This is a genomic window from Nocardia sp. MH4 (genome assembly GCF_019266065.1).
In the GTDB taxonomy this organism is placed as follows: Bacteria; Actinomycetota; Actinomycetes; order Mycobacteriales; family Mycobacteriaceae; genus Nocardia; species Nocardia canadensis.
Genome location: NZ_LPNR01000091.1, coordinates 32,274 through 50,302 on the forward strand (window position 1 = coordinate 32,274; position 18,029 = coordinate 50,302).

Below are 18,029 nucleotides of genomic sequence, written 5' to 3' on the forward strand. Positions count from 1 at the left end.
CGCACGATCAGGCCATGGGATCAACACCTGCGCTGGGCCCGGTCGATTTCCTCGTGCTCACCTTCCCCGGCACCGCCGTCGACGCGACCGTCGCCGACGCGCTCGCCGAGGTGGTCGGAAACGGCCTGGTGACGCTGCTCGATCTGATCGTGCTGACGATGGACGAAGCGGGCACGATCACCGAATCGGAGATCGACGACGACCTGGTCGAGGTGGGTCTCACCGGGCTCACCGCCGCCGACATCGACCTGGTCAGCGCGGCCGACGTGGAAGTCGTGCGCACCTCGATGGCGCCCGGCAGCACCGCGGTGATCCTGGTCTTCGAACAGACCTGGGCCGCGCGGCTGGCGGCCGCGGTACGCGACGCCAGGGGTGAGGTGACGCTGCACGTTCAGGTGCCGCGCGATGTCGTCGAGTCCGCGGTCTCCGCGGCGACGACCGGCTGAGGAGGAACCAGCATGCCACTACGAAGGGGCCGCGCCGGACGGCCGGGACTCCTGGGCACGATCGCCCGCACCGCGGTCGTCGCAGGCACCGCGACCGCCACCTCCAACGCCGTGAACAACCGGGCGGCCAGGAAACGCTCGGCCGAGCAGCAGACCGCCGCCCCGCCACCGGCGGCCGCCGCACCGCCGCCCCCGGCGTATGCCGCGCCGCCACCACCGCCACCACCCGCCGCACCGGTCGATCTGGTCGGGAAGTTGAAGGAGCTGAGCGACCTGCATTCGGCCGGTGCGCTCTCCGATGCCGAGTTCGCCGCCGCGAAGGCACAGCTGCTCGGCTGAGACCCCGCGCGACAGCGCCCCGGCCCTGGGCGGCCGGGGGCGCTGTTCATGAACCCCGAGCTGGGTCTCAGGGTGTGACGATCGGGAACCGCGGGTCGGGGGTCTCGATCACGCCGACCAGGGCTTTCAGGACCGACTGGTCGCCGTCGACCGTGACGCCTGCGAAGCCCTGGCCACCGAGCCCGGCCAGCAGTTGCGCCTTGGTCAGCGTCAGGGTGAGGTCGGCGGGACCGCGCAAGGGCGCGTACTCGGAGGCGGTCCGGTGGGTGAGCGCGCCGTTGGACATGGTCAGCCGGGTGACCGTGCCGCTGTCGGTCAGGTTCAGGTCCAGCACGAAGTCCGATTCGGCGGCGCGCAGGCCGTCGACCCGGATCGCGATCGAGTCGATGATCATGTCGATCGTCAGCGCCGCCAGCATCTGCGGATCGGCGGTGTCGAGGGTGACCGGGGTCGGGCCGTTGCGCAGCTCGGTCGCGCCGACCAGGAAGAAGTTGCGCCAGGTCCCGTTCTCGCTGCCGTAGCCGAGGGTCTGATAGACCTCGGCCAGCGCTTCCTTGGCCGCCGTGTTGCCCGGGTCGGCGAAGACGGCGTGATTGAGCAGCGTCGCCGCGAACCGGTGGTCGCCCTCGGCCGCGTACGCCCGCCCCTTGGCCACGACCGCCTCGACACCGCCGTAGTCGGCAACGTAGCGCTTGGCCTGCTCCACCTCGGTGTGCTCCCACAGATGCGCCGGATTGCCGTCGAACCAGCCGAGATAGCGCTGGTAGATCGCTTTCACGTTGTGGCTGAGCGAGCCGTAGTAGCCGCGGTTGGCCCAGATGCCGTCCAAGCCGGGCGGGAAGGTGAGGACCTCCGCGATCTCCGGGCCGTTGAGACCCTGGTTGAGCAGGCGCAGGGTCTGATCGTGCAGGTAGGCGTACATGTCGCGCTGACCGGCCAGCCATGCGGTCCAATTGTCGGCGCCCCAGGTCGGCCAGTGGTGGGAGGCGAAGGCGACATCGGCCCGGTCGGCGAAAAGGGCGATGGCCTCGTCCAGATAGCTCGACCAGATCCGCGAGTCGCGGACGAGTGCGCCGCGCAGGGTGAGCACGTTGTGCATGTTGTGGGTGGCGTTCTCGGCCATGCACAGGGCGCGGCGGTCCGGGAACAGGAAGTTCATCTCGGCGGGCGCCTCGGTACCGGGAGTGAGCTGGAAGAGGATGCGGACGCCGTCGACCACTTCCTCCTGGCCGGTGCGGGTGATGTCCACGGTCGGCGGGATCAGGGTGACCGTGCCGGTGGAGGTAGTCATCCCCAGGCCGCAGCCGAGCTGGCCGTCGGGAGCCTTGGCCAGGCCGGTGCCGTACATGAAGATCGCGCGCCGGGTCATCGCGTTGCCCGCGTAGACGTTCTCGCTGACGGCGTGCTCGAGGAAGCCCTCCGGGGCGATGATCGGCACCTTCGGATGCCCGTCGGGCACGACGCCGCGCGCGCCGCCGAAGTGGTCGGCGTGCGAATGCGTGTAGATCAGGCCGGTGACCGGGCGGTCACCGCGATGCTTGCGATAGATCGCGAGTGCGGCGGCCGCGGTCTCGGCGGAGATGAGCGGGTCGATGACGATCACGCCCCGGTCGCCCTCGACGATCGTCATGTTCGACAGGTCGAAGTTGCGCACCTGGTAGATGCCCTCGGTGACCTCGAAAAGGCCCTGGATGTTGCACAACTGGCTCTGGCGCCACAGGCTCGGGTCGGCCGTCGGCGGGCACCGGTCGTCGAGGAAATCGTAGGCGCCGATATCCCACACCACCCGGCCGTCCGCCGCGGTGATGACCGGCGGGTCGAGCTTGTCGATCAAGCCCCGATTGGCGTTGTCGAAGTCGGTCGTGTTCCCGAAGTCCGGATACGTGCCCATGGTCCACCCTTGCCTCGTCGGAATCCTGGCGGTCCCGCGACCGTATCCGCGCGGGACGGGCGGGAAATCACCCGTTGTGGGTGAGTTCGGGCGGTATCAGATCAGGCCGACGCGGCGGGCGCTGCCGATCGCGTCGGCGCGGGCGTTGACGCCGAGCTTCTGGTAGATGCCGCGCAGGTGGGTCTTCACGGTGTTCACCGAGACGCCCATGTTCGCGGCGATATTGATCGCGGTCATGCCGGACGGGAGCTGGCGCAGCACCGCCAGCTCGGTCTCGGTGAGCTGCGGCGCGTCGGTGGCGGGCGCGCGATGCGAACGGACCAGGTCGACGAAGGCGTCGAAGCGTCCGAACCGCCCGCCCAGGCGGTCGAGGGTCTCGGCCGCGCCGGGCACGTCGAGGAACGGGCGGATCAGCCGTTCGCCGCACGCGAGGGCGAGTGCCTGCTCGAACGCGTCCTCGGCCTTGCGCGGCCGGTCCAGCCGGTCGGCGGCGACGCCCTCCAGCAGCCTGGCGGTGACCAGGGCGCCCGCCGTCAGCCGCGGGGCTCCGCCGAGCAGCGGCTCGAGGATGGTCAGCGCCGCGCTGGGCCGATGGGTGTAGACGGCCAGGGCCGCCTCGGCGACGGCCAGCTGCGGGGTCGACCCGAACACCCGGGTCGCGTGATCGACCAGGTGCTGGGCGTCGGTCTTGGCCTGTAGACGCAGCAGCACCCACAGCACATCGGTGACCAGCGTGCCGATGCCGAAGGCCGCCGGGGAGTCGTCGAGCAGGCGGTGGGTCTGGGTACAGAGCAGGGTCGCGGCGGCCGCGCGATCGGGGGCCGCGTCGAACATCAGCACGCCGGTGATCACGGCGGCCTGCCGGGCGGGCGCCGGGGCGCTCGCCTCCGCCGCCGGCCCACCGGGCTGACCGGGCAGTGGCAGTTGCACGGCCTCGCCTTGCTGGTACGCACCGTAGGCCTCGATCAGCCGGGCGAACACGCCTTCGGGGGCCTGCGCCAGGTCGTAGCGATCGGCGCAGTCGCGCGCGGCGGCGGCCAGGGCTCGCAGGTCTCCGACCCGGCCCGCGTACCCGGCGGCGACCGCGACCGCGGTCCGGGCCCGCACCGCGACGCTGCCGAGCCCCACTTCCTCCGCGTGCACGATGGCGTGCCGCAACGCGGCGATGCCGCTGTCGATCGCGCCGCCGGTGACCTCGGCGGTACCGCAGTGCAGCGCGGCGTAGCAATCCAGGTCGGGTTGGCCGGTCACCGCGGGCAGCGGCCAGCTCATCGAGGCCGAATCCCCCACCAGCACAGCCAGCCCCGCGCTGACCGCCCGGTCCAGTGAGACCGTCCAGGCATCGGGAACCAGCCGCGAGACCTGCTCGGACCCGAGATGCGCGGCCTCGAGATAGACCTCGGCGGCGGCGATCTCGCCCGCCTCCACCGCGACCGCCGCGCGTAGCAGCCGCACGAAGGTGTCCTCGGTCGCATCCGGCAGATACTCCATGGCGGCGAGCACCTGCTGGCCCGCGCCGTCGAGGACCATGCGCGGGCCCCAGTCCCGCAGGAACGACACCAGGCCGGGCGCGCCCGGTTCGGCCAGGACGTGCTCGAGCGCGGGGCCCGGCAGCGCGGCCGCCCCGAACCACTCGGCGACGCGACGGTGCACGGTGGGCAGGCGGTCGGCCCGCGAGTGCGCGGCCTCGGCCAGCAGATACGCCCGCAGCAGCGGGTGGTAGCTGTGCCAGAGCTGACCCGCGTCGGCCACGGTCTGCATGGGGAAGTTGGCCCGCAGCAGTTCGTCGACGATCCGGGCCGCGTTCTCACCGGCCAGCTCCTCCGCCAGCGGCAGGCAGAACCGGGTGGGAATCGCGGTGACCAGCAGGAAATCCAGGGTCGACGTGGGCAGCGACTGCATCAGCTCCGCGACCAGGAAATCCGCGACCGCGTGTGACGGCCGGGCCAGCGTGGTGAGCGCGGTATCGCGATCCTCGCCGTTGGCGGCCACGTAGATCGCGGCGATCCGGACCAGCGCGGCCCAGCCGCGGGTCAGCGAGTGCACCGTGGCGAGCTCGTCGTCGTCGAGCCGGCAGCCGTGCTGGGCGAACAGCTGGACGATCCGCTCGGGCGAGAGCGCCAGTTCGCCCACACCGATCCGGGTCAGCCTGCCCCCCAGCTCCAGCGCGTGCCAGCGCAATGGCGGATCGAACCGGCCCGCCAGCAGCACGGTGACCGTGCCGGGCAGGTGCGCGAGCAGGTACTCCAGGCCCGCCAGCTGCAGCGGGTCGGTGATCAGGTGGGCGTCGTCGAGCACCAGGACGGCGTGCTCGGCCCGCGCGGCCAGCGCGTCGACCAGGTCGGCGGCCTGGTCGGCCGGGGTGCGCAGGGTCGTGTCGACGGCGTCGGCGGGGCGGTGCAGGAGCCGCGCGATCGTGGGGAGCAGCTCGCCGCTGTCCGCCAGGCGCGCGGTGACGGTGAGCCAGCCGACGGTGGCCGCGCGAGCCTTGCGTGACCGGGTCACCCAGTCGACCAGGGCGACGGTCTTGCCGCTGCCCGCCGGGCCGGACACCAGCACCGTGTGCCCGCCCGCGGCGTGCGCGCGGTCGAGCCGGGCGGCGAGGTCGCCGGAGCGCACGGAGGCGAAGGACAGCTCGGGAATCTGGACACCGACCGCCGAGACGTCGTCAGCTAACGCGCGGTACGAGGTTGCCACCACCACACTCCTCAGCTCGTCATCTCCCCGCGGGGTCGATCCACCAGCAGGTTCGACGGTAGGCCAAACGCGACCAGCGCGTTCGCCGGTGGTGCGGCGTCGACGCGCTCGTTATGAGATCGACGTCATCGTGAGGGTTTGCCGCAACCGGCTATCGTTCGGCAACCTCACGATCAATCGGGCAGGCGAGACATTCCGAGCAGGGTGAGCCCGAGGACATCGATGCGGGCGAGCACGCCGCGCATGGCGGTGTTGTCGGCCAGCTCGCCGTAGAGGGTGGTGGTTCCGGTCGGCGAATGGGCGCTACGCCGAAGCTCCGGGAACGCGGCGACAGCACGTTCCGTGAGTTCGCCCTCGATGACGAACTGGTAGCGAACCGCATCCGACGTCGGCATGTGTCCAGTCTCGACGACAGCCGCCGCGATCGCCTCATCCGCACGGGATGATTCCGGCGTCACCTGTGACGAAGCGGTCGCGACAATTTTAAACAGTCGTTTTTCTGTTTCCCGGACAGCGCGGCGACCGGGTCGATAGTGTCGCCACACCCACAGCGGTGGGACAGCGCGATACAGGAGAACAACCATGCAGACCAACCAGGCTCGGCGGGCCGGCTTCGGACTCACAGCTTTCACCGCGGTCGCCGCGGCAGGCGTCCTGGTGGCGCCGCAGGCCTCGGCACTCGTCCAGGGTGTCACCGTCAGCGGCAGCACCCACTACGTCGGCACGGCCTACACCGTCACCGCCGATGTCACCGCGACGTCGTTCCCGTTCAAGGTGACCTTCACCGACAACGGCACCCAGATCGGCGAGCCGGTCTCGGTCTCCGACGGCAAGGCCACCATCACCTGGACCCCGACGACCCCCGGTTCGCACGAGATCAAGGCCGTGCAGGAACTGATCAGCTCCAAGACCGTCACCGTCGAGGTCACCACGAAGCCGACGACGCCCGGCGGCGGCACCGGCACCGGCTCGGCCGACCTGGGCGGTCTGCTGACCGGCTCGGCGGGCTGACCCGACCCGACACGCCTCGACGGCCGCCGCGGACTACCGATCCGCGGCGGCCGTCGACGTATCGGGCCTCAGGCCTGGTCGTAGGCCTGTTGCAGAGCGGCGATGTCGAGCTTGGACATCGACCGCAGCGCGGTGCCGACCGCGATGACCCGGTCGGTGTCGCCGCTCATCAGCTTCGGCAGCACCGAAGGCACGACCTGCCAGGACAGCCCGAAACGGTCTTTCAGCCAGCCACACGGGCCGGGCTCGCCGCCCTCGGACAGGGTGTCCCACAGCCGGTCGACCTCGTCCTGGGTGTCCACGACGACCTGCAGCGAGGCGGCGTCGGTGTGCGGATGCGCCGGTCCGCCGTTCATCAGCGTGACGGCCTGACCGTCGAGATCGAGGGTGACGATGAAGGCCGAGCTGTCGGCCTGCCGGGTGACCTCGACGACGCGCGAATTCGGCACCGTCGCGGCGTAGAGCTCACCGGCCGCTTCGGCGTCGGTATCGAACCAGAGGAAGGTGTTGACGGACATGATGTGCTCCTTCGGGAGGGTGATGCGCGGGCTTGCTGTCACCCACTGGTCGGAGCCGAGCACGCGGTCTCGACACATCCATCGAAGTTCTCTCTACTTTTTTCGCGGCAGGGTTCTGGCGTAGTTCACGCCGCGCTCGACCCACTCGCGCAACACCGCGTCGTCGGCGACGGCGGCGGTGTCGACCCGCAGCCAGCCCACCATCTCCCGCCCGCCCATCACCATCGGCGACACCGACAGCCCGTCGACGAGCGACTCCCCCTCGGCCCGGTCGACCCGCACCAGCAGCCCGCCCTTGCCGCTGGCGGCGACGGCCATATTGCCGCCGACCAGGAACGCGAGTCCACCGAACATCGGTTGCTCGACCAGATCCGGTCCGGGGTAGACGATCTCCCGGATGCGCTCGGCGAGTTCCTCGTCATAGGCCATGGACCCAGTGTGCGCCGGGGCACCGACAGTTTTCAGAGGCCGAGGGCGGCGGCGAACATCGGCCACGAATCGTGCACGTCGTCCTGCCAATACGGCCAGGCGTGGGTGCCCGCGGTCCGGAAACGCACGTCGGCGGGGATGCCGAGCTGGGCCAGCCGGGCCGCCATCGGGCCGGTGCAGCTGCCCGCGACGGCCTCCATCGTGCCGCCGACCAGCAGCCGGTCGACCAGCACGCCGAGATTGCCCGCGATGCTCGGATCGTTGATCGCCTCGTGCTGACCCGGGATGCCGTTGCCGGCGGACAGGTAGATCGCGGTGCCGCGCAGGCGTTCGGCCTGCACGACCGGGTCGTTGCCGATCCAGGCCGGGTCGATCGGGCCGCCCCACATGTTGGTGGCGTCCGCGGCGAAGGTCGCCAGCTGGGCGCGAACCAGCGCCTGCGCCAAGGGGTTCGCGGTCTGAGTGCACCCGCTGAACGCGCCGACCGCGCGGTAGAGGCCGGGCGCGGCGATGGCCAGGTTCAGCGCCGAGGTGGCCGACATCGACAGCCCGGCGACCGCGTTGGCGCCGGTCATGCCGAAGCGCTGATCGAGCAGCGGTGGGAGTTCGCCGGTGAGGAAGGTCGTCCACTTGTTGCGGCCCAGGATCGCGTCGTCGCGCTGCCAGTCGGTGTACATGCTGGCCCGGCCGCCGATCGGGACCACCACATTGACCGGCTTGTCGGCGAAGAAGTCCACCACGTCGGTGCGGCGCATCCAGGGCCCGCCGCTCTCCCCGCCGTCGACCGCGTTCAACAGATACAGGGCGGGCGCTCCCGCGCCGGGATGCGACAGCCACAGCGTGATCGGGCGGTTCATCGCCGCCGAATACACGACCACTTCGTATTGCCTGCCACCGAGCGGCCGGACGTCGATGATCCCAGCCTCCGCCACCGCGCGCGGCGCGATCACGAACCCACAGCCGAGCAGCACGAGCACACCGCACAGGAGCCGACGCATACCCCGAGCATGCCCTACCGAACGGCCGATATCCGGCATTGACGGGCTCGTGTCCGCCGTCGCGCACGGCGTCGGCAAACCTAGAGCATCCCCGCTGTCGCACCCTCGGGCAGGACCGCGCGCAGCACCTCGTCGAGCGCGGAGGCGGTGACGCCGAAGGTGGTGCGCAGTGCGGAATCGTCGGCAACGAACTCCCGGTGCGACATGTGCGCGGTCTCGAAGAGTTCGCCCCAGAACGGATCACCCTGCGCCAGTTCGGCCATCTCGGCGTCCGCCAGCACGGCGAGGTCGGGCTCGGGCGCACCGGCCAATGCCGCCAGCCGGCCCGCGACCGTGCGCACGGTGGTGGTGATCATCGGCGCGTGCCAGGCACGACCCCACGCGCGGTCGTCGCGGGCGACGGCGACCAGCGCCGTGGCGGCGTCGTCGATCGCGGTGAACGAATGCGCCAGGTCCAGCGCCTGCGGCACCTTCGCCGGTGCGCCCGCGAGCACCGCGGGCTGCACCAGCAGGGAGAAGACCGAGACCGCGCCCGCGCCGAGGAACTGGCCCGCCCGCACCTCGGTGACCCGCAGCCTGCCCGCCTCGTGCGCGGCCAGCGCCTCGATCCACATCCTGGCCCTGACCTCGCCCTTGCTGCCGGCGGCGGCCAGCGGTGTCGCCTCGTCGACGATGCCGTCGACGGGTCCGTAGCCGTAGAGATTGCCCATCATCACCAGGTTCGCGCCGGTGGCCTCGGCGGCGGACCTGATCGAACCGAACAGGGGCGGAACGGTTTCCGGCCACGTGTGATAACCGGGCATGGCGAGGTTGAACACGGTCACGGCACCGGTGGCGTGCGCGATCAGCGCGGTGGTGTCAGTGGCGTCGAGGGCGACGCGGTCGATGCCGGGGTGGTCGGGACCGAGGCCGCCGCGGCTGATCATCGTCACGCGGTCGCCGGACTCGGCGAGGCGCAGCGCAGTGGCGGACGCGGTCGCCCCGCGACCGATCACGACATGCTTGGTCATGTGAATTCTCTTTTCCAGCAATGTATTTCAGGCGATTCGGCGCTGTTCGCCGGGTGCACTGTCAACGCTGCCGGGCGGGAGCGGGCTAGACTAGTGGCCGGAATGCCAGCTATCCCAAGGATCAGGCCATGAAGACTGTCGCCGTCGTCGCGGTTCCCCCGGTGAAGTCGTTCGATCTGGCCATGCCGGGATCGCTGATGGAATCGGTGACGATCGACGGCGCGCCCGGCTATCGCGTGCTGGTGTGCACCGCCGAACCCGGTGTGGTGCTCGCGAACTCGGGCGGGTTCGACGTGGTGATCCCGCACGGGCTAGACGTCCTCGAGTCGGCCGACACCGTGATCGTGCCCAGCACCGGCGCCCGGACCGACGCCGAACCGGCCATCCTGGCCGCGCTGCGCGCCGCCGTCGACCGGGGCACCCTGGTCACCTCGATCTGTAGCGGCGCTTTCGTCCTGGCCCAGGCCGGACTGCTCGACGGGCGGGCCGCCACCACGCACTGGGCGCTGGCCGACGAACTGGCAGACGCGCATCCGGGCGTCCGGGTGCGCACCGACGCGCTGTTCGTCGCGGACGGCCCGGTCACCACCTCGGCAGGCGCCGCCGCGGGAATCGACCTGTGCCTGCACCTGATTCGCCAGGACTACGGCGCCACCGTCGCCAACGAGGCGGCTCGGGCCGCCGTGGTGACGCCGGTGCGTCCCGGCGGGCAGGCCCAGTTCGTCGACACCGCGCTGCCGCCCGACGACGACCTCTCGCTCTCGGCCACCCGTGCCTGGGCACTGACCCGGCTCGACACTCCCCTGTCGCTGCGCGAACTCGCCGAGCACGCCACCACGAGTGTGCGCACGCTGACCCGGCGCTTCCACGAGGAGACCGGGCTCAGCCCGCAGAAATGGCTGGTGCACCAGCGCCTGCACCGGGCCAGGGAGCTGCTGGAATCGACGTCGCTGCCGATCGAGCAGGTGGCCAGGCACAGCGGGATCGGGTCGGCGGAATCGTTGCGGCAGCACATGATCCGCCAGCTCGGCGTCCCCCCGAGCACCTACCGGGCGAACTTCACCAGGGCCCGGTAGGCGGGTAGGGCTGGTATCCCGGCGGTGGGGCCGGGGCGAAGAAGGCGGCGGAGCGGGGGTTCCAGAGCAGGATCACCGCGGCGAGGCCGATGATCACGGTCACCACGGTGAAGGCCATCGATTGCAGGTCGGTCCGGGATCCGGTGGCGAACACGCTGATCACGCTGACAGCCGAGGACAACACATTGAGGCCGAAGAACACCGTGCCGGTGATACGGGCCCAGTTCTTGCCCGCGCGGCAGGCGAAGGCCATCCACACCCACAGCCCCGCCGTCACCAGCGAGACCAGGATCCCGCCCGCGAGCCCCGCGTACACGACGACGTCGAGGTCGTCGCCGCGGAAGACCCCGCCCGAGGCGTCGAGCGCGTCCGAGCGGATCCGGTCGATCGTGGTCAGCAGGTAGGCGGCACTGAGGAGGGTGACCACCGCGCCGGCCAGCATCACGTAGAACGCGATCTGCACATTCTGCGGAACCACTTTCGGGCCCGCGCCGACCGGCGCTGCCGTTGGAAAGGGGGTCGCCGGCGGATAGGGCGACTGCCCGCCCGGCACCGCCGACGGATAGATCGCGGGGCCGGCGCCGGGCCCGGCCTGCGGGTAGGGCCCGCCCGGGTGACCCGTGGCGTGTGGATATGGCTGGTGCGCAGCCGGATTCGGGGAGGGAGCGCTCGCCGCATTCGGCGGGGGCGGGTACGGTGCCCCGGAACTCGGGGGTACCACCGGGGGCGGATACGGCGTGGGCCCCCCGACGCCACTCGGGGACGGTGGCACCGCCGCGCTCTGGTTGGCCGGTGCCTGCGGAATCGCGTCGGGATACGACGTCAGCTCGTCCTGGTGCGGTCGCGGATCCTCGTGGTCCGCCGACGAATCCTGCACGGTGCCCCCTCGCTGTGAAGTCGGGCCCAACTCTAGCCGCCGGAGCCCGTACTCACCGGGCAGCGGCGACGCGCGTCCGACGAGGTCCGCGCACCCGCGCGAGGCCGTCGCGCACAGCGGCGGCGGACCTCGGCGCGGACGCGGACAACTCGGTCAGCGCACCCGGGCGCGGACGAGTTCCCGTGCGGCCGTGCGGTATCGGTCCGCGATCAGGCGGACCACCGCGGGATGGACACCGATCGGCTCGGCCACCCCGTCGGCGCCCGCGTCGTGCAGGCGCTGGTGGAACAGGCCGTGGGCCAGCAGATAGGAGGCGACGAAGACCCGCCCCGCACCCGCTTCCCGCAGTTCGGCGACGACCTCGGGCACCCGCGGCGCCCCGGTCGCGACGTAGGCGATCCGCACCGGCACGCCGAGTTGTTCGGCCAGCATGCCCGCCGCCCGGCGGACGTCCTGGCGGGCTCGCGCGTCCGAAGATCCCGCGGCGGCGAAGACCACCGCGTCACCGGGACGCCAGCCGGCGGCCCGCAGCCGCACCGCCATGATCCTGGTGAGCGCCGGATCGGGGCCCATGGCCGCGGTGACCGCGACCTCGGCGTGTCCGCTCTCGGCGACTTCGCGCGGCACGTCCTGGTAGACGTGGTAGCCCGAGGCGAGGAAGGCGGGCACGACGACGGCCGGACCGTCGAGGTCGCGCAGGACCTCCGACGGTGACGGGCCGAGCACGTCGACGAAGGCGGTCCGCAGCGCCGCGTTGGGCGCCGCGCCGTCGGAGTCCGCACCCTCGGCGCCGCGCCCCGAAACCGCGGCGCCGAGTTCGGCGGCCACCGCGTCGGCGAGCGCGGCGATCATCTCCACACCGCGCGCGCTGCGGGTGCCGTGCGCGACCAGCACCAGGGCCGGCTCATCCGGCCGCGCGGTGCTCACCAGACTCCGATCGGTTGCGCCGGGCGCGGCGACCGGGCGGGCGTGCCGATTCCGGCCTGGTGCGGCGGCTGCACCGGCGGGCGGGCCGCCGGGGTGTCCGAGCAGTCCGCGGCATCGAGCGCCAGCCGGTAGCCACGCTTGACCACGGTCTGGATCGCCTTGGGCGTGCCCAGACCGGCGCGCAGCCGGGCGATCGCGGTCTCCACGGCGTGGGTGTCGTCGCCGCCGCCGGGCAGGGCCGAGAGCAGGTCCTCGCGGGAGACGACCCGGCCGGGCTGACGGGCCAGCGACCGCATCAACGCCATCGGCGCGGGCGCCAGCTGACGCACCTCACCGTCGACGACGACGCAGCCACCACGCACGCTGATCAGGTGACCGGCCGCGTAGATCCGGCTCGCCCGGCGCGGCAGCTCCTCGGCGACGTGGCGGGCCAGCGCGCCGAGCCGCGCACGGCCCGGCATGGTGGTCGGCACGCCGAGCTCCTCCAGCGGAGCGGCGGTGATCGGGCCGACGCAGGCCGCGAGCACGCGCCCGCGCAGCGCGTGCAGCACGGACTCGAGCAGGCCGGTCTCCTTGGCCCGCATCAGCAGCGAGGCCACGGCCGGGGCGCTGGTGAAGGTGACACAGTCCAGGCTGCCGGAGATGATCGACTCGATCATGGCGTCCATCGGGCCGCGATCGGCGGGCGGCTCCCAGCGGTACACCGGGACCGGGACCACGTCGGCGCCCGCGCAGCGCAGCACCTCGCAGAAGTCGGGAACCGGCTCCCACTCGGTGGTCGCGCCGTGCAGCTGCACCGCGATGCGGACGCCTTCGACGCCCTCGGCGAGCAGGTGATCGAGCACCTCGGCCGAGGACTCCGAGGCGGGCGACCATTCCTCGCGCAGTTCGGCGGCGCGGATCGCGCCCTTGGCCTTGGGGCCGCGGGCCAGCATCCGGGTCGAGGCGAGCGTGTCACGCAGCGTCTCGGCCAGACCCCAGCCCTCGGCCGCTTCCATCCAGCCGCGGAAACCGATGCCGGTGGTGGCGACGGTGATCTGCGGCGGATCGGCGATCAGCAGCTCGGTGACGCGCTCGAGCTCGGTGTCGTCGGCCAGCGGGATGATGCGGATGGCGGGGGCGGAGACCACGGTCGCGCCCTTGCGGGTGAGCAAGGTGCCGAATTCCTCGGCGCGGCGCGCGGCGGTCACGCCGATGGTGAAGCCGGCCAGGCCGGGGCCACTGTCGGTGGGAGCAGTCATGAAATCAGCCGTCCGAGGATTCGAGGGCCGCGACCTGCACCGGCTCGTTGGATACCGCGACGACGCCACCGTCGAGTTGCACGGCGTAGACCGGGAGGGACTTGGTCGGGTCGTCCAGACAACGACCGTCGATCAGCGAGAAAGCCTGCTTGAGCAGGGGCGAGGCGACGACCGGAATGCCACCGCGATCACCGACGATGCCGCGCGACATCACCGCGGCCCGGCCGAACGGATCGATGTTGCCGACGGCGGCGAGGGTGCCGTCCGTGAGTAGGAACAGGGCGGCCTGCTTGCCACCCTTGAGCAGGACAGCAACGCCGCGGCCCGGGATCAGGAAGTCGAGTCGGCACGCCTGTGTCCAGGTCGCCGTCTCCGTGGTGATGGTGGGTGTGTCGATAACGGTCATCGGTTCCTCCTCCGAACGCCTTACCTATTGGTACAGGCGCCCTGTTTCCGCAGGGTTAAGCGCTTATTTCCCGGCCGCTGCTGTGTCGGAGCCAACACCGGCGGGCATGCCGGGCAGGCCGAGAAGCACAGGCACCTTGCGCTCGCCGCTGTCGTCGAACGAGATGGTCGGGTCGGCTTCGCCAGGGGCGTTGACGAACGAGACGAAGCGCGAGAGCTTGTTCTCGTCCTCGAGCACGGCCGCCCACTCGTCCTTGTAGCCTTCGACGTGCTTGGCCATCGCGGCCTCCAGGTCGTCGGCGATGCCCAGGCTGTCCTCGCACACGACGGCCTTGAGGTAGTCGATGCCGCCCTCGAGCGCCTCCTGCCAGGGCGCGGTGCGCTGCAAGCGGTCGGCGGTGCGGATGTAGAACATCAGGTAGCGGTCGATGTAGCGGATCAGCGTCTCGTCGTCGAGGTCGCCGGCCAGCAGCACCGCGTGCTTGGGAGTCAGGCCGCCGTTGCCGCCGACGTAGAGGTTCCAGCCGTGCTCGGTGGCGATCACGCCGACGTCCTTGCCGCGGGCCTCGGCGCACTCCCGGGCGCAGCCCGAGACGGCCAGCTTCAGCTTGTGCGGCGAGCGCAGGCCGCGGTAGCGCTTCTCCAGCAGCACGGCCATGCCGACCGAGTCCTGCTGGCCGTAGCGGCACCAGGTGGAACCGACGCAGCTCTTGACGGTGCGCAGCGACTTGCCGTACGCGTGGCCCGACTCCATGCCCGCGTCGACCAGGCGCTTCCAGATCAGCGGCAGCTGCTCCACGGTCGCGCCGAACAGGTCGATGCGCTGACCACCGGTGACCTTGACGTAGAGGTCGAACTCCTTGGCGACCTCACCGATGACGATCAGCTGCTCGGCGGTGACCTCACCACCGGGCATCCGCGGCACCACCGAGTAGGTGCCGTTCTTCTGCATGTTGGCCAGGAAGTGGTCGTTGGTGTCCTGCAGCGCGGCCTGCTCGCCGTCGAGGATGTGATCGCTCGAGGTCGAGGCCAGGATCGAGGCGACGGTCGGCTTGCAGATATCGCAGCCGGTGCCCTTGCCGTGCTTGGCGATCAGCTCGGAGAAGGTGCGGATGCCGGTGACCTGCACGACCTGGAACAGCTCGGCGCGCGACTGGGTGAAGTGTTCGCACAGCGCCTTGGACATCTCCACGCCGGACTGCTCGAGCAGCTTCTTGATCATCGGCACGCAGCCACCGCAGGAGGTGCCGGCGTTGGTGCAGCTCTTGATGCCGGGGATGTCGCAGGCGCCCTCGGCGATGGCGCCGCAGATCGCGCCCTTGCTGACGTTGTTGCAGGAGCAGATCTGGGCGTCGTCGGGCAGCGCGTCGGCGCCCAGTTCGGCGCCGGCCGGCGAGATCAGCGCGGCGGCGTCGGCGGGCAGCGGACGGCCGACCAGCGGACGCAGGGCCGCGTACTGGCTGGCGTCGCCGACGAGGATGCCGCCGAGCAGGGTCTGCGCGTCGTCGGAGACGACCAGCTTGGCGTAGGTGCCCTTGGCCGCGTCGTGCAGCACGACCTCGAGCGCGCCCTCGGTGGTGCCGTGCGCGTCACCGAAGGAGGCGACGTCGACGCCCATGAGCTTGAGCTTGGTCGACATGTCGGCGCCGGGGAACTCGCCGGCGCCGCCGAGCAGCCGGTCGGCGACGATCTCGGCGGTGGTGTAGCCGGGGGCGACCAGGCCGTAGCAGATGCCCTCGATCGCGGCGCACTCACCGATGGCGTAGACGCTCGGGTCCGAGGTCTGCAGGGCGAGGTCGGTCAGGATGCCGCCGCGGGCGCCGATCTCGAGGCCCGCGGCCTTGGCCAGGGCGTCGTGCGGTCGGATACCGGCCGAGAACACCACCAGCGAGGCGTGGATCTCGGACTCGTCCGACAGGTGCAGGGTGACGTTGTTCGCCCCCTCCTCCTCGATCGAGACGATCTTGGCGGTGCCGACGCCGGTGTGCACGTTGAGGCCGATGTCGCTGACCAGCTTCTCCAGGATCGCGCCACCACCGGCGTCGACCTGGGCGGGCATCAGGCGGTCGTTGTACTCGATCACGTGCGGGGTCATGCCCATCAGCCGCAGCGCGTTGGCGGCTTCCAGGCCGAGCAGACCGCCACCGACGACGACGCCGTGCGCGCCGGGACCGGCGGCTTCGGCGGCGGCGCGGATGCCGTCGAGGTCGTCGATGGTGCGGTAGACGAAGCACTCGGGCAGATCGTGGCCGGGCACCGGCGGGACGAACGGGTAGGAACCGGTCGCCATGACCAGCGCGTCGTAGGCGATGACGTCGCCGTTGGAGCTGGTGACGGTCTTGGCCGCGGTGTCGATGGCTTCGCCGCGCTGGCCCAGCCGCAGCTCGACCAGGGCGTCGCCGTCGTAGGTGTTACCCGGCAGCGCCAGCTCCTCGGCCTTCCAGCTGCCGACGTAGTAGGACAGGCCGACGCGGTCGTAGGCGGGCAGCTTCTCCTCGGAGAGGATGACGATCTGCCATTCGCCTGCCTCGTCGCGCGAGCGCAGGGCCTCGACGAAGCGGTGACCGACCATGCCGTGGCCGACCACGACCACTGTCTTGCGAGTGCTGTTCATGAGAGTGACCTCCTTGGTAGTGGTCGGTAGTCAGCGAGCCGACGTCTTGGCCGACGAAGCGTTGGTTTCGGCCTCGAGGACCAGGGACTCGGCCTCGACCACGACATCGGAGTCGGTAGGCACGGACAGGCGGGGACGGCGCAGGAACACCGTCCAGGTGACGGCCGCGCAGACCACGTAGAAGGCGAGGAACACCCAGAACGCGGTGGTGGCCGAGGCGGTGGCGGAGTAGGACGAGCGCAGCACCATGTTGATGCCGACGCCGCCCAGGGAGCCGATCGCGCCGACGAAGCCGATCAGGGCGCCGCCGGCGTTCTGCGACCACGCGGCCTGCTCGGCACGCGGGAGCGGCAGGCTCTTGGACTTGGCCTCGAACACCGACGGGATGATCTTGGTGACGGCGCCGTTGCCGAAACCGGAGAGCACGAACAGGGCGATGAAGCCGACGACCAGGAAGGCCATGGTGGCGCCGGAGGCGACGCCGTTGTTGCGGTCGGCCATGGTCGAAGCGGAGATCACGATCAGCGCGGCGGCCATCATGGCGCCGAAGGTGCCGAGCGCGACCTTGCTGCCGCCGATCCGGTCGGCCATCTTGCCGCCGTAGGGGCGAGCCAGCGAACCCAGCAGCGGGCCGATGAAGGCGATCGAGGCGGCGTGCACGGCGGCCTGGGCGGCGGTGTCGCCACCGGCTTTGAAGCTGATCTGCAGGACCTGGCCGAAGGCGAAGCTGTAGCCGATGAACGAACCGAAGGTGCCGATGTACAGGAAGGCGATCGCCCAGGACTGCGGCACCCGCAGGGCCGTGCCCATGGAGGACAGGTCGGCCTTCTGGTTGGTCAGGTTGTCCATGTACAACGCCGCGCCGACCGCGGTGAGAGCGACGAGGACCAGGTAGATCGCGCAGATGAGGTAGGCGTAGTCGCCGCCGAGGGTGACCAGCACCAACAGACCGAGCAGCTGGATCACCGGGACACCGACGTTGCCGCCGCCCGCGTTCATGCCCAGCGCCCAGCCCTTGAGCCGCTGCGGATAGAAGGCGTTGATGTTGGTCATCGACGAGGCGAAGTTGCCGCCGCCGACACCGGCGAACGCGGCGACGACCAGGAAGGTCGTGTACGAGGTGCCCGGCTGGGTGACGAAGTACAGCGTCAGCAGCAGCGGGACCACCAGCAGCAGCGCGCTGAAGATCGTCCAGTTGCGACCGCCGAAGCGAGCGGTGGCCACGGTGTAGGGGATCCGCAGGAACCCACCGACCAGGGTCGGCATGGCGACCAGGAAGAACTTGCCCGCCGGGTCGATGCCGAACTTGTCGGCGGGCATGAACAGCACCATCACCGACCAGATCGACCACACCGAGAACCCGATGTGCTCGGCGAAGACCGACCAGATCAGGTTGCGCTTGGCAATGTCCTTGCCGCCGGCCTCCCAGGCCGCGACATCTTCGGCATCCCAGTGCTCGATGTCGTGGTTACGCTTCAGCGTGCTCAAGTTGGGCCTCCCAAAAGTGCGATGGCCCAACGGTAGGAAATGGGTATTGCCGGAATGCTGCG

At 70.8% G+C, this 18,029-nt stretch carries 17 protein-coding genes; 4 read left to right on the forward strand and 13 right to left on the reverse strand.

What is annotated here, in order from left to right:
• Positions 1 to 14 precede the first annotated feature (14 nt).
• Together ATM97_RS11700 and ATM97_RS11705 are read left to right on the forward strand one after the other, a co-directional pair.
• On the forward strand, positions 15 to 446 hold the full coding sequence (locus ATM97_RS11700; protein ID WP_218718011.1) for a DUF6325 family protein: 432 nt from the start codon (positions 15 to 17) through the stop codon (positions 444 to 446).
• A 12-nt stretch (positions 447 to 458) separates the two neighbouring features.
• On the forward strand, positions 459 to 785 hold the full coding sequence (locus ATM97_RS11705) for an SHOCT domain-containing protein (protein ID WP_218718012.1): 327 nt from the start codon (positions 459 to 461) through the stop codon (positions 783 to 785).
• Between the two features lie 67 nt (positions 786 to 852).
• Here the strand turns inward: ATM97_RS11705 and ATM97_RS11710 are convergent, their stop codons facing one another.
• From ATM97_RS11710 to ATM97_RS11720, 3 genes are all read right to left on the reverse strand, one after another.
• On the reverse strand, positions 853 to 2,676 hold the full coding sequence (locus tag ATM97_RS11710) for an alkyl/aryl-sulfatase (RefSeq protein WP_218718013.1): 1,824 nt from the start codon (positions 2,674 to 2,676) through the stop codon (positions 853 to 855).
• Between the two features lie 96 nt (positions 2,677 to 2,772).
• Positions 2,773 to 5,373 carry a LuxR C-terminal-related transcriptional regulator gene (locus tag ATM97_RS34875; protein ID WP_218718014.1) on the reverse strand — a complete coding sequence of 867 codons (2,601 nt, stop codon included), beginning with the start codon at positions 5,371 to 5,373 and terminating at the stop codon, positions 2,773 to 2,775.
• 173 nt (positions 5,374 to 5,546) lie between these two features.
• A complete protein-coding gene (locus ATM97_RS11720) occupies positions 5,547 to 5,768 on the reverse strand; it encodes a hypothetical protein (protein WP_218718015.1) in 222 nt (73 codons plus the stop codon).
• A gap of 187 nt (positions 5,769 to 5,955) precedes the next feature.
• Between ATM97_RS11720 and ATM97_RS11725 the strand changes: the two genes are divergently transcribed.
• Complete coding sequence (locus tag ATM97_RS11725; RefSeq protein ID WP_218718016.1) at positions 5,956 to 6,384, forward strand: Ig-like domain-containing protein; 429 nt, start codon at positions 5,956 to 5,958, stop codon at positions 6,382 to 6,384.
• Between the two features lie 68 nt (positions 6,385 to 6,452).
• On the opposite strand, the gene ATM97_RS11730 is transcribed toward ATM97_RS11725, so the two are convergent.
• The 4 genes from ATM97_RS11730 to ATM97_RS11745 form a co-directional block, all read right to left on the reverse strand.
• On the reverse strand, positions 6,453 to 6,902 hold the full coding sequence (locus ATM97_RS11730; protein ID WP_218718017.1) for a VOC family protein: 450 nt from the start codon (positions 6,900 to 6,902) through the stop codon (positions 6,453 to 6,455).
• Between the two features lie 93 nt (positions 6,903 to 6,995).
• A complete protein-coding gene (locus ATM97_RS11735; RefSeq protein ID WP_218718018.1) occupies positions 6,996 to 7,331 on the reverse strand; it encodes a TfoX/Sxy family protein in 336 nt (111 codons plus the stop codon).
• Positions 7,332 to 7,363: 32 nt separating this feature from the next.
• The gene (locus ATM97_RS11740; protein WP_218718019.1) at positions 7,364 to 8,329 is read right to left on the reverse strand and encodes an alpha/beta hydrolase family protein; all 966 of its coding nucleotides are present in this window, start codon (positions 8,327 to 8,329) and stop codon (positions 7,364 to 7,366) included.
• A gap of 80 nt (positions 8,330 to 8,409) precedes the next feature.
• Positions 8,410 to 9,339, reverse strand: coding sequence for an NAD-dependent epimerase (locus tag ATM97_RS11745; protein ID WP_218718020.1), 930 nt, complete (start codon positions 9,337 to 9,339; stop codon positions 8,410 to 8,412).
• 128 nt (positions 9,340 to 9,467) lie between these two features.
• Between ATM97_RS11745 and ATM97_RS11750 the strand changes: the two genes are divergently transcribed.
• Positions 9,468 to 10,415, forward strand: a complete 948-nt coding sequence (locus tag ATM97_RS11750; RefSeq protein WP_218718021.1) for a GlxA family transcriptional regulator — start codon at positions 9,468 to 9,470, stop codon at positions 10,413 to 10,415.
• Here ATM97_RS11750 and ATM97_RS11755 read toward each other — a convergent pair.
• The 6 genes from ATM97_RS11755 to ATM97_RS11780 all read right to left on the reverse strand — a co-directional run bounded on the left by ATM97_RS11755 (position 10,399) and on the right by ATM97_RS11780 (position 17,967).
• Positions 10,399 to 10,893, reverse strand: a complete 495-nt coding sequence (locus tag ATM97_RS11755; RefSeq protein WP_218718022.1) for a hypothetical protein — start codon at positions 10,891 to 10,893, stop codon at positions 10,399 to 10,401. The genes ATM97_RS11750 and ATM97_RS11755 overlap by 17 nt on opposite strands.
• Before the next feature lie 552 nt (positions 10,894 to 11,445).
• Positions 11,446 to 12,144 (reverse strand): sirohydrochlorin chelatase, encoded by a 699-nt coding sequence (locus ATM97_RS11760; RefSeq protein WP_218718044.1) that lies wholly within the window; start codon positions 12,142 to 12,144, stop codon positions 11,446 to 11,448.
• Positions 12,145 to 12,215: 71 nt separating this feature from the next.
• Positions 12,216 to 13,460, reverse strand: a complete 1,245-nt coding sequence (locus ATM97_RS11765) for a uroporphyrinogen-III synthase (RefSeq protein ID WP_218718023.1) — start codon at positions 13,458 to 13,460, stop codon at positions 12,216 to 12,218.
• Between the two features lie 4 nt (positions 13,461 to 13,464).
• Complete coding sequence (gene nirD, locus ATM97_RS11770; RefSeq protein ID WP_218718024.1) at positions 13,465 to 13,866, reverse strand: nitrite reductase small subunit NirD; 402 nt, start codon at positions 13,864 to 13,866, stop codon at positions 13,465 to 13,467.
• A gap of 63 nt (positions 13,867 to 13,929) precedes the next feature.
• A complete protein-coding gene (gene nirB / locus ATM97_RS11775) occupies positions 13,930 to 16,479 on the reverse strand; it encodes a nitrite reductase large subunit NirB (protein ID WP_218718025.1) in 2,550 nt (849 codons plus the stop codon).
• A gap of 30 nt (positions 16,480 to 16,509) precedes the next feature.
• On the reverse strand, positions 16,510 to 17,967 hold the full coding sequence (locus ATM97_RS11780; protein ID WP_218718026.1) for a NarK/NasA family nitrate transporter: 1,458 nt from the start codon (positions 17,965 to 17,967) through the stop codon (positions 16,510 to 16,512).
• Between the last annotated feature and the right edge of the window lie 62 nt (positions 17,968 to 18,029).